Annotated in this window: 9 protein-coding genes; 3 read left to right on the forward strand and 6 right to left on the reverse strand. The window is 73.7% G+C overall.

Annotated features, from left to right (window positions below; genetic code table 11):
* The 5 genes from B2P18_RS11355 to mraZ all read right to left on the reverse strand — a co-directional run.
* A partial coding sequence (locus B2P18_RS11355; RefSeq protein WP_286959493.1) for a UDP-N-acetylmuramoyl-L-alanyl-D-glutamate--2,6-diaminopimelate ligase occupies nt 1-1399 on the reverse strand: 1399 nt, incomplete at its 3' end.
* A gap of 11 nt (nt 1400-1410) precedes the next feature.
* Nucleotides 1411-3333: a peptidoglycan D,D-transpeptidase FtsI family protein gene (locus B2P18_RS11360; RefSeq protein ID WP_286959498.1), complete on the reverse strand. Its 1923-nt coding sequence runs from the start codon at nt 3331-3333 to the stop codon at nt 1411-1413.
* Nucleotides 3334-3468: 135 nt separating this feature from the next.
* On the reverse strand, nt 3469-4035 hold the full coding sequence (locus B2P18_RS11365) for a hypothetical protein (RefSeq protein WP_239266410.1): 567 nt from the start codon (nt 4033-4035) through the stop codon (nt 3469-3471).
* Nucleotides 4032-5078 (reverse strand): 16S rRNA (cytosine(1402)-N(4))-methyltransferase RsmH, encoded by a 1047-nt coding sequence (rsmH, locus tag B2P18_RS11370; RefSeq protein ID WP_029211449.1) that lies wholly within the window; start codon nt 5076-5078, stop codon nt 4032-4034. The genes B2P18_RS11365 and rsmH overlap by 4 nt, the downstream gene beginning before the upstream one ends.
* A 192-nt stretch (nt 5079-5270) precedes the next feature.
* Nucleotides 5271-5702, reverse strand: coding sequence for a division/cell wall cluster transcriptional repressor MraZ (gene mraZ, locus B2P18_RS11375; protein ID WP_019287181.1), 432 nt, complete (start codon nt 5700-5702; stop codon nt 5271-5273).
* 356 nt (nt 5703-6058) lie between these two features.
* Here mraZ and B2P18_RS11380 point away from each other — a divergent pair, with 356 nt between their 5' ends.
* The 3 genes from B2P18_RS11380 to B2P18_RS11390 are packed head-to-tail and all read left to right on the forward strand — an operon-like array spanning nt 6059 to nt 10721.
* Nucleotides 6059-7063, forward strand: a complete 1005-nt coding sequence (locus B2P18_RS11380; protein WP_286958637.1) for an AAA family ATPase — start codon at nt 6059-6061, stop codon at nt 7061-7063.
* 17 nt (nt 7064-7080) lie between these two features.
* Nucleotides 7081-8388, forward strand: coding sequence for a DUF58 domain-containing protein (locus tag B2P18_RS11385; RefSeq protein ID WP_286958571.1), 1308 nt, complete (start codon nt 7081-7083; stop codon nt 8386-8388).
* Nucleotides 8385-10721, forward strand: coding sequence for a transglutaminaseTgpA domain-containing protein (locus B2P18_RS11390; RefSeq protein ID WP_286959528.1), 2337 nt, complete (start codon nt 8385-8387; stop codon nt 10719-10721). Before B2P18_RS11385 ends, B2P18_RS11390 begins: the two co-directional genes overlap by 4 nt.
* Before the next feature lie 111 nt (nt 10722-10832).
* Here B2P18_RS11390 and B2P18_RS11395 read toward each other — a convergent pair.
* Nucleotides 10833-11684: RNA polymerase sigma factor (locus B2P18_RS11395; RefSeq protein ID WP_286959537.1), on the reverse strand; the 852-nt coding region annotated here is incomplete at its 5' end.

Consider the following 11684-nt stretch of genomic DNA (forward strand, 5'->3'; position numbering starts at 1 on the left):
GGGGCGGGGGGGAGCGCCCCGCCACGACCCGCACCCGGTCCTGCAGCGCGTCGGAGATGCCGCCGGCCACCGCCCCGCGGATGGCGGCCGGGTCCTCCGAGCGAGGGTTGTCGTCGGTCACCACGACGAGGTCGGCGACGGCGGCCGCGGCGGCACCCATGTGCGGCCGCTTGCCGGGGTCCCGGTCACCGCCCGCGCCGAGCACGACGACGAGCCGGCCCCGGGTCTGTGGACGCAGCGCCCGCAGGGCCGCCCCCACCGCCTCGGGGGTGTGGGCGAAGTCGACGACCGCCAGGGGCTGGTCGGGCCGGCCGGTCTCGACGCGTTCCATACGGCCGGGCACGTGGGGGTCCTCGCAGACGGCGCGCGCGGCCTCGGCCAGGTCCTCGCCACCGAGGTGCAGCAGGAGCGCGGCCACGGCGGTGTTGACCTGGTTGAAGTCGCCGGGCAGCGGGCAGACGAGCTCGAGGCTGGTCCCGCCGCCGTCGGTGAGCAGGAAGGCACGGTCGCCGAGGTCTCGCACGTGCCAGTCGGCGTCCGCCCCGGTGGCCGACACCGTGGTCACGGGGACGGTGGCCCGCTCGGCCAGGCGCCTGCCCCACGCGTCGTCGACGACGACCACGCCACGGCGGGAGCGCTCCGGGGTGAACAGCGACGCCTTGGCGGCGAAGTAGTCCTCCATCGTGCCGTGGAAGTCGAGGTGGTCCTGCGAGAGGTTGGTGAAGGCCGCGACGTCGTAGACGACGCCGTCGACCCGGTGCATGACGAGGGCGTGGCTCGAGACCTCCATGGTGCAGCGCTCGACACCGCGCTCGGCCATGACGGCGAGCAGCGCCTGCAGGTCGCTGGCCTCGGGGGTCGTCCGGGTGCTGCGCAGCCGCTCGTCGCCGATGCGGGTCTCGACGGTGCCCACGAGACCGGTGCGGCGGCCAAGGGCGTGCAGTCCGCCGTCGACCAGGTAGGCCGTGGTGGTCTTGCCGTTGGTGCCCGTGATGCCGTAGACGTCGAGCCGCGTCCCGTCCGGTCGCGCGTAGACCTCGGCGGCCGCGCGTCCCAGCGCCGCCCGCGGATCGGGGCTCACCAGCAGCGGGAGGTCACCGGTCGCCGGCCCGAGCTCGTCGCCCACCAGGGTCGCCCCGGCGTCGTCGGTCAGGACCGCCACCGCCCCGGCAGCGAGGGCCTGCGCCACGAACCTGGCGCCGTGGACGTTGGCGCCGGGCAGGGCGGCATACAGGTCTCCGTCGCGGACCGACCGCGAGTCGAGGGTGACGCCGCGGACCGCCGGGTCCGACGCGGGGGCGCCGGAGACGGTCCGCAGGGTGACGCCGTCGAGCCGGCGCGCGAGATCGGTCGCTGCGAGGGCTCGGACGTGGGCAGGGCGGGGGAAGGGGGTTGCCACGAGGAACGAACCTATCGTGCCTGCGTGGTCGTGCGGGTCCTCGCGGGGCTCCTCGGGCTAGTCGACCTGGTCGAGCCGGTCGAGCCGGTCGTGCCTGTCGAAGTCTTGTCCTCGTGCAGCGAGAACCCGTCGAAGGTCGCAGGCAGCCGCGGTGCGGGGCTGCCGCTCGGCGGGACCTGGTACTTCTCCAGGGCGGTCTTCATGACCTCGGTGAATACCGGGCCGCAGGTCTGACCGCCGTAGTGCCCCTTGATCGGCCGCTGCAGGGTGCAGGACACGACGAACCGGGGCTGGTCGGCGGGCGCGAACCCGATGAACGAGGCGGTGTGGCCGAGGTAGCGACCGGCCTGCTCGTCGTAGCGGTCGGCGGTGCCGGTCTTGCCGGCCACCCGGTAGCCCGGGATGGAGGCGTAGGCACCGGCGGTGCCCTCGTCGGAGACGACGGACTCCATCATCTCGCCGAGCGTCTTGGCCACGGGGGCCGAGATGACCTGCTGCTGCGCGGGAGCCTTCGCCGGGGTGTAGGTGCCGTCCGGCTCGGTCTGCCCGTTGATCAGCGTCGGCGGGATGCGCCCCCCGCCGTTGGCGATGGTCTGGAAGACGCTGGCGGACTGGACGGCGTTGAGGCTCATGCCCTGCCCGAACATCACGGTGTAGCGCTGCGACCCGGTGGGGTTCTTGGGCACGACGCCGGCCTGCTCGCCGGGGTAGCCGATGCCGCTGAGGTGGCCCAGGCCGAACTTCCCGAAGTACTCCATGACCTTGCTGACCGGCAGCTTCTCACCGGCCAGGATCGTGCCCATGTTGGACGAGGTCGCGAGCACACCGCTCAGCGTGAGCTTCTGGACCCCGTGCTCGGAGGAGTCCTTGAACACCTTGTCCGAGCGCGGGAGCTCCGACGGCACCGTGACCGGGGTATCCGCCTTGGCCACGCCCTCCTGCAGCACCGCGGCCATGGTCATGACCTTGGCGGTCGAGCCCGGCTCGAAGTTCTCCTGGAAGGCCTTGTTGGAGACGGTGCCGCCCCGGGAGAGGCTGCCGAGGTCGGCCGGGTCGAAGGTCGGGTAGTTGGCGACGGCGAGCAGCTTGCCGGTGCGGACGTCCTGCACGACGACGTAGCCGTTGAGCGCCTCGCGCTGCGTGACGGCCCGCGCGAGGGCGTTCTGCGCGACGAACTGCAGGTCCGCGTCGATGGTGGTCTGCACGTTGCGACCGGGGACGGCCGGAGTGTGGGACTCGCTGCCGGTCGGGATCTTGAGCCCGGACGGGGTCGTCTCGTAGCGCTGCTCCCCCGGCTTGCCGGCCAGGACGGAGTTCATCAGCTGCTCGACGCCGCCCACGGGGGCGCCGGCGTTGGTCATGGCGCCGACGAGCGAGGCCGCGCCCGTGCCGGCGGGATAGACGCGCTTGGTCGTGAGCTCGGCGGACAGACCACCGATGCCGAGCTTCTTGATCTGCCGCCAGGCCACCGGCGTCATGTCGGTGGCGACGGGGTACCACCGACGCTCGCCGCTCAGCCGGGCCTGCACGTCCGCGACCGGCAGCCCGAGGAGCGGGGCGACGTCGGCCGCCGCGCCCTGGGCGCCGACCTTGGTGCGGGGACCCTTGGGGGTGAGGCGCTTCTGGTACTCCTTGACCGCCTGCTGGTCGACGATCAGGGTGTAGCGCTCGATCGACTCGGCGAGGACGGTGCCGTTGCTGTCGGTGATCTGCCCGCGCGCCGCGGGGAGGGTGCGCTTGGCGCTGCGCTGCTCGAGGGCCTTGGCCGACATCGCTGCGGCGTCGAACCCCTGGAGCCGCACGAGCTGCGCGGCGAAGACCGTCAGCACGAGGAGGGACACGATGAACATCGAGCGGACCCGACGCCTGGGGTGCATCCGCGCCCGGGACCCGGTGACCCGGGCGCCCTTGCGGGTGGGTCGCGTCGCGGTCACGCGCTCACCTCGATCCTTCGTGCGCCCTGCGGGCGCGTCGGTCCTGCCTGCTTCTGGTCCTGCATATGGCGTATGGCGCTGCCCGCCGACACCATCATCGACCGCCCGGGCCCGATCGGCGGGTTGCGACGCGGCTCAGCGGGTCGCGGCCGAGCCGGCCAGGCCGGCGAGGCCACCCACCAGCCCGTTGCCAAGCCCGAGGCCCGAGACGGCGGACGCGGCGGCCATGGTGGAGTCGTCGGGCCGAGCCTGCGGAGCGACGGCCTGGCTGCCGGACACCACGGTAAATTCGGCGGTCTTGGTCGCGGGCTTCGCCACGCCGGACACCTTGCCGGTGACGGGGTCGAGGAAGGCCGGGGAGTCCGCCGGCCCCATGCCCAGCTCCTGCGCCTTGGTCGCGAGGTGGTTGGGCGAGGAGACCGCGTTGATGTCCTGGCGCAGGGCGGCGGACTGGTCGCGCAGCGTCGCGGACCGGTCCTGCAGGTCGTTGAGGGCGTAGGAGCCCTGGGACAGCGTGATGTTGAGGAGCAGGGCGGCGAGCAGACCGAGCGTCAGCAGCACGGCTCCCAGGACCACGAAGGGGACCTGGGAGGCTCTCCGGCCAGCCATGCGCACGACCTCCAGGTGGGGACGCTGCCCGACGAGACGATCGTAGGTGCGGGTCGGTGCCGTGCGCGGGCTGACGGTCTGCAGCAGGCTCATGAACGGTGTCCCTTCCGGTGGGCTGGCCGGTCGACGCGGGTGGGGCGGGTGGTGGGCGGGGACGTGCGGACGCGCTCGGCGACGCGGAGCCGGGCCGACGCGGCGCGAGGGTTGTCGCGCGTCTCGTCGTCGCCGGGCTCCTCGCCACCGCGGGTGAGCAGACGCAGGTATGGCGCGTGCTCGGGCAGCTCGACCGGCAGGCCGGGGGGCGACGTGCTGCGGGCTCCCGCGGCGAGGACCTGCTTGGTGAGCCGGTCCTCGAGGGAGTGGTAGGAGAGGACGGCCAGGCGGCCGCCGACGGCGAGCGCGTCCACGGCGGCGGGCAGGGCGGCCTCGAGGGAGGCCAGCTCGCCGTTGACCTCGATGCGCAGGGCCTGGAAGGTGCGCTTGCCGGGGTGCCCGCTCTGCCGCTGCGAGGCCGCCGGGATCGTGCGGCGCAGGAGCTCGACGAGCCGGCCCGACGTGGTGAACGGCTCGACCTCGCGCTCGCGGAGCACGGCCGAGGCGATCTGCTTGGCGAACCGCTCCTCGCCGTAGGTCCGCAGGACGCGGGCCAGGTCGCCGTGGGCGTAGGTGTTGAGCACGTCGGCGGCAGTGGTCCCGGTGGACTGGTCCATCCGCATGTCCAGCGGGGCGTCCACGCGGTAGGCGAAGCCGCGGTCCTCCTCGTCGAGCTGCAGGGAGGAGACGCCGAGGTCGAGCAGCACGCCCTGCACTCCGTCGACGTCGAGGTCCTCGAGCACCTCGCCGATCTCGTCGTAGCGGGCGTGCACGAGGTCGACGCGGTCCCCGAAGGCGGCGAGCCGCTCGCCGGCCAGGCGCAGCGCCTCGGTGTCGCGGTCGATGCCGACCAGGCGGGCCTGCGGGCAGGCGGCCAGCACCGCCTCGGCGTGGCCACCCATGCCGAGGGTGCCGTCGACGTACACCGGGCGTCGGCCGTCGACGTCCTGGGCCAGGGCCGGGGAGAGCAGGCCGACGATGCGATCGCGCAGGACCGGGACGTGACGTCCCTCGGCGCCGGTGCGCGCGTCGTCCTGCTGCACGTCGGCCCTCCTTTCTCTCGCGGGTGCTGCTGTGTCGGTCGTGCTGGTTGCGTGGTGCTGGGTGGCTGGTGGAGGTGGGCCCTCGGACGAGGGGCCCTGGCGTCCGGTCCCCAACCGCTCCGCTCGATGTGTCCCGAGACCGGGGAAGGTGCCGCGGGGCACGAGGAGCGGGTGGAGGCCGGGCGCCAGGGATCACAGCAGTCCGGGGACCACCTCCTCCGCCTGGTCGGAGAAGGCCTGCTCGGTGGAGGACAGGTAGCGCTCCCACGCCTCGGTGTCCCAGACCTCGACGCGCTCGCCCGCACCGATGACGGTGCAGTCGCGGCTCAGCCCGGCGTACTGCCGCAGGCCGGCCGGGATCGTGATGCGGCCCTGCTTGTCGGGGACCTCGTCGGAGGCGCCGGAGAGGAAGACGCGCAGGTAGTCGCGGACGGCCTTGCTGGTCATCGGGGCGGAGCGCAGCTGCTGGGAGACGCGGATGAACTCGTCCATGGGGAAGACGTAAAGGCAGCGCTCCTGGCCACGGGTCACGACGAGGCCCTCGGCCATGCGCTCGCGGAACTTGGCGGGGAGGAAGAGCCGGCCCTTGTCGTCCAGGCGCGGGTTGTGGGTGCCCAGGAACATCGTGGCCCCCTCCCCGTCGGCTTGCCGCGTGCTCTGATATCCCCCACTTTACTCCACCACCCACCACGGTCAATCGTCAGTCACGCGTTTCGCCGTTATTTCTTCGTCATACGCGCAGGTCAGAGGCGGTGGTAAGAAGTGGAGCACCGGTGGGGCGGGCGGGCCGACCAGCCCGGACGAAGGGAACAAATCACCGGGTGTCGGACGCGGCGAGGCCCCGAACGCCCACCGCGCGGCGCGTGGTGGTGGGAAGTGGGGAACCGCGGCTTCGCCTTGTCACCGGCCGCGATGTCCCTAGAGTTGGGCTGACGTCCCGGTGGACCCGGCACCGGACCGCACCTGACGGGGGCCCCGTGATCCATCGCACCGAGACGCAGCACCTGAGCACGGCGACCGAGGTCGCCGAGGCCGCCGAGGCCGTGTGCCGTGCCGTGTCCACCGTCATCGCGGGCAAGGACGAGCAGGTCCGCACCGCCGTCACCGTGCTGCTGGCCGGCGGCCACCTGCTGCTCGAGGACGTGCCCGGGGTCGGCAAGACGATGCTGGCCAAGGCGCTCGCCGGCGCCGTCGACGCCTCGGTCCGCCGCGTCCAGTTCACCCCCGACCTGCTCCCCAGCGACATCACCGGCATCTCGGTCTTCAACCAGGAGACGCGCAGCTTCGAGTTCCGGCCGGGTGCCGTCTTCACCAACCTCGTCATCGGCGACGAGATCAACCGCGCCTCCCCCAAGACGCAGTCCGCGCTGCTGGAGGCCATGGAGGAGGGGCAGGTCACGACGGACGGCGTGAGCCGCCCCCTGCCCCGGCCGTTCATGGTCCTCGCGACCCAGAACCCCCTCGAGATGGAGGGCACCTATCCCCTGCCGGAGGCCCAGCGCGACCGCTTCATGGCCAGGCTCTCCATGGGCTACCCAACGGCCGACGCCGAGACCGCCATGCTGGCCGCCCACGGCGAGCACCGTCCGCTGCGGGACCTCGCCCCCGTCACGGACGCCGGCACCATCGAGCAGCTCGTGGAGTCGGTCCGCCACCTGCACGCCGGCGAGGCGATCCAGCGCTACGTCGTCGAGCTGGTCCGCGCGACCCGGAGCTCCTCCGGCCTGCGGCTCGGTGCCAGCCCACGGGCCGGGCTCCACCTGCTGCGCGCGGCGAGGGCCCGGGCCGCGATGGCCGGCCGGGACCACGTGCTGCCCGACGACGTGCAGCAGCTCGCCGTCCCGGTCCTCGCCCACCGCGTCCTCCCCGCCGGGGGCGCGGGTGGCCTCGGGGGCGCCCACGGCGCCGCGGTGGACGTCATCGAGACCCTGCTCGCCCAGGTGCCCGTGGTCGGCGTCGCCACCCGTCGTCCCGGCTCGCGCTGACCACGTCGCACCGGCCGATGCCACGTCCCGACGGAGTCCTCACGACCCGAGGCCAGTCCTTCCTGGCCTCGGGCGTCGTGCTGCTCGGGGCCGGCGCGGCGCTCGGTCTGGGCGACCTCCTGCGCATCGGGACGGTGCTCGTGCTGCTCGCCGCCGGCGCCTGGGCCCTGTCCCGGCGTCCCGCGAGCTGGCTGCACGTCGAGCGCGAGGTCGCCCCCGGCCGGCTCGCCGTCGACGAGCTCGGCACCGTCACGCTGACGCTGCGCAACGCCGGGCGCCGGCGCTCCCCGCTCGTGCTCGCCCAGGAGCACGTGGCCTATCCCCTCGGCGACCGGCCCCGGTTCGTCGTGCCGTCGCTGCGTCCCGGCGAGCACCAGGTCATGCACTACCCCATCGGCTCGGTCGTGCGCGGCGAGCACGCGCTCGGGCCCATCTCGGTGCGCGTGCGCGACGGGTTCGGGCTGACCAGCCGGCTGACCCGTCTGCCGGGGTCCCGGACGGTGCTCGTCGTCCCCCAGGTGCTCCCCCTGGACGCGTCCGCGCTGCCGGGCTCGGGCCCCGGCCAGGACGACGACGTCGCCGACACCGTCGCCCTGCACGGTGAGGACGACGTCACCATCCGTCCCTACCGCCAGGGGGACGAGCTGCGCCGCATCCACTGGCCGGCCAGCGCCCACACCGGGTCGCTCATGGTCCGTCAGGAGGAGCAGCCCTCCCGGCGCCGGGCCGCCGTGCTCCTGGACCGCCGGGTCACCGCCCACGCCGGCGAGGGTCCGCACAGCTCCTTCGAGTGGGCCGTCACGACGGTCGCCTCCGTCGTCGGTCACCTGCAGGACCACGGCTACGACGTCGACCTCGTCACCGAGCCGGACACCGGCCACGAGCGCCCGGTCACCCTCGACGAGGCGCTCACCACCCTCGCGCGGACGGTGCTGGCCGAGCACGACGGGCTGGCCAGCACCGCCGGCGTCCTGTCCCGGGGAGCCGTGGGTCTGGTGGTCGCCGTCGTCGGCCCGGGCAGCCGCACCGACCTCGAGGCGCTCGCGGCGACCCACCGCACCGGGACGGCGTCGCTGGCCATCGTCGTGGACAGCCCGACCTTCGGCCGCCCCGTCGAGGGTCGTCCGGACGTCTCGGCGCCGGGCGCCGAGCCCAGCCACCTCGCCCACCCGTCCGGCCCGGCCCGCACCGGCCACCTGTCCGCCGCCGCCAGCGTCGAGCTCCTGCGGCGCTACGGCTGGCGCGCGGTGGTGGCCGGCCACGGCACCGTGCCCGCCCTGGCCTGGCGACAGATCGCCTCGTCCACCGGCAGGAGCGTCCGATGACCCGGGCCCACCTGCGCGAGACCGCCCTCTGCGCCCTCGCCGTCGTCGTGGCCGCCTGGCCCATCGGCACGCTGCTGCGCGACTCCAGCTGGACGGGCCCCACCCTCCTGGTCGTCGCCCTCGTCGCCCTCCTCGGGGCGGGCCTGCGATCGCTGCGGGTGCCCGCCTGGGGCGTGGTCCTGGCCCAGCTGGTCGGGGTCTGCCTCGCGGTGTGCCTGCTGCACGACCTCGGCAGCGGACCTGCAGGACTCCCCTGGACCGACGTCGGGGACCGCCTCGTCGACCGTCTCGAGGAGGCCGGACGCACCATCCGCAGCTATGCCGCGCCAGCCCCTCCCACGCGAGGCCTGGTCACGTTGATCTCGCTGCTCACCGGCCTGGTCGCGATCCTGGTCGACCACCTGGTCGTGGCGCGACGGGCCGCCACCGTCGCCGGGTTCCCGCTCCTCGTCGTCTACCTCGTCGCCGTGGTCAACACCGGGGTGGCGCTGCCGGCGATGTACTTCCTCGCCCTCGCGCTGCTGTGGCTGCTGCTGCTCGTCGAGCAGCACGGGTCCCAGCTGCGCCGCTGGGCCACGCTCGCTGCAGCCCCCTCCCGCGGGTCCGGTGCCGACGACGCCGCGACCGTCGTCAGCAGGTTCTCGCGGCGGTCCCGGCTCGTCGCGGTGGCCGTCGTCCTGGCGGCCGTCGGCATACAGGCCCTGCTCCCGGACATCCAGACGAGGTTCCTCACCGAGGGCCTCGGCCGCCAGGAGCAGGCGGGCCGGGGCAGCCTGAGCTTCACCTCGGACGTCGACATCACGCGCAGCCTGGGGTCGCGCGACCCCCGGCCCGTGCTCACCCTCCGCACGAGCGACGGCAGCGAGCCGCCCCCGCTCGCGGTCACCATCGCCAAGCAGTATGTCGACGGGCACTGGCGCATGATCCCGACCCCGCCCCCCTCCGGGCAGGGTCAGCCCGCCCCCGGCCGGGCGCTCGGACTGCCCGACGGGATCGCCCCGGGCCTGCCGCACCGCGCAGTCACGGCGCGGGTGAGCGACAACACCGTGATGCGTCCGCCGCAGCTCGCGGCGCCCGTCCCGGCGCTGGCCGTGGGCACGGACGTCCCCTGGCGGCGGGACGCGACGACAGGCCTGGTGTCCGTCGGCCGCGCCGCGGAGGACTACACCGTCTCCTACGCCGTCCCCACCCTGACCCCCGAGCAGCTGTCCCGAGCCGCCGGAGGCTCCGCGGCACAGCAGCCGTACGCGACCTCCGCCTTCAACGACGGGGACTACCTGGACGTCGACCCCGCCTCGCGCGAGCTCGTCGACAGCACCACCCGGGAGGTCCTGTCCTCCCCCGACGTCCAGCGCTACGGCGCCGCGGACAGCGCCTACGCCAAGGCCATGGCGATCCAGCAGTACCTCCGCTCGCCGACCTTCGTCTACAGCCTCACCCTCGCGCCGCTCACGGAGGAGGAGCGGCAGCGGGGCGTCGAGCCCGACGCGGTGAGCCACTTCCTCCGCACGCGTCGGGGCTACTGCACCCAGTTCTCCTCGGCCATGGTGATGATGGCCCGCTCCCAGGGGATCCCGGCGCGCGTCGTCTTCGGCTTCCTGCCAGGATCGCTGCAGCCCGACGGGACCCGCATCGTGCGGGCGGCCGATGCCCACGCCTGGCCCGAGCTGTTCATCGACGGGGCCGGGTGGACCCGCTTCGAGCCGACGCCGGGTGGACGGTCCGGGCTGCCCCCGGCCTGGGCGACGCCTCCGACCGCCCCCACCGCGACGGCGTCCACGTCCGCCCCCACCACGACGTCCAGCGCCCGCCCGCGCCCCGCCGAGACCGACACCTCGACCGCGGCGCCGACCCAGCCCGGGCTGCTGGACCGGCTGCGCGGCTGGTTCACCCCCGCGCGCATCAACACCCTGGGGCTGCTCCTGCTCGCTGCCGTCGCCCTGGCCGTCACCCCCCTGCGCGCGGCGCGGGTGCGTCGGCGTCGGCTCGCGAGAGCCGGGTCCCCCGCGGCGGCGGTGGAGTCGCACTGGACCACCCTGGCCGAGCAGCTGCGCGACCTGGGTGTGGGCCCACCCACGGGTATGACGCCGCGAACCCTCACCTCGCACTACGACCGGTATGCCCTGCTCCCCGACGACGGCAAGCGGGCCCTCGCCCGGGTGCTCGCCGCCGTCGAGCGGGCGCGCTACGCCCCGCCCGGCGCGTCGGCGTCCCCCCGCCAGGTGCAGGCCGACGCCCAGGTGGTGCGCCGGACCTTTGCCCGCACCCGGTCCTGGCCGCAACGGCTGCGGGCCGCACTGCTGCCCTCGGCGGGACGCGGCTCGACGTCCTGACGCCGGGCTGACGTCGGCGATCCCGACGCCCCTCACCCGCCGTCGCACGAGCGCGGACGAGGCCGGCATCCCGTGGGGATGCCAGCCTCGTCCGTCAGGTCATGGGGTCGCTCAGTCGAGGTAGTCCCGCAGCACCTGGCTGCGGCTGGGGTGCCGCAGCTTGGACATCGTCTTGGACTCGATCTGCCGGATCCGCTCCCGCGTGACGCCGTAGACCTTGCCGATCTCGTCGAGCGTCTTGGGCTGTCCGTCGGTCAGGCCGAACCGCATCGACACCACACCGGCCTCGCGCTCGGACAGGGTGTCCAGCACCGAGTGGAGCTGCTCCTGCAGGAGGGTGAAGCTCACGGCGTCGGCCGGCACCACGGCCTCGGAGTCCTCGATGAGGTCGCCGAACTCGCTGTCGCCGTCCTCGCCGAGCGGGGTGTGCAGCGAGATGGGCTCGCGACCGTACTTCTGGACCTCGACGACCTTCTCCGGGGTCATGTCGAGCTCCTTGGCGAGCTCCTCCGGGGTGGGCTCACGACCGAGGTCCTGCAGCATCTGCCGCTGGACGCGGGCGAGCTTGTTGATGACCTCGACCATGTGCACCGGGATGCGGATGGTGCGGGCCTGGTCGGCCATGGCGCGCGTGATCGCCTGCCGGATCCACCACGTCGCGTAGGTCGAGAACTTGTAGCCCTTGGTGTAGTCGAACTTCTCGACGGCGCGGATCAGGCCGAGGTTGCCCTCCTGGATGAGGTCCAGGAAGAGCATGCCGCGACCGGTGTAGCGCTTGGCGAGCGACACCACGAGGCGCAGGTTGGCCTCGAGCAGGTGGTTCTTGGCCCGCTTGCCGTCCTGGCCGACCCACCACAGCTCACGCTTGAGCTTCATGTCGATCTTGTCGCCGGAGTTGAGGCGCTCCTCGGCGAACAGGCCGGCCTCGATGCGCTTGGCGAGCTCGACCTCCTGCTCGGCGTT

The sequence above is a fragment of the Arsenicicoccus sp. UBA2120 genome, assembly GCF_002330965.1.
Classification (GTDB): domain Bacteria; phylum Actinomycetota; class Actinomycetes; order Actinomycetales; family Dermatophilaceae; genus Arsenicicoccus; species Arsenicicoccus bolidensis.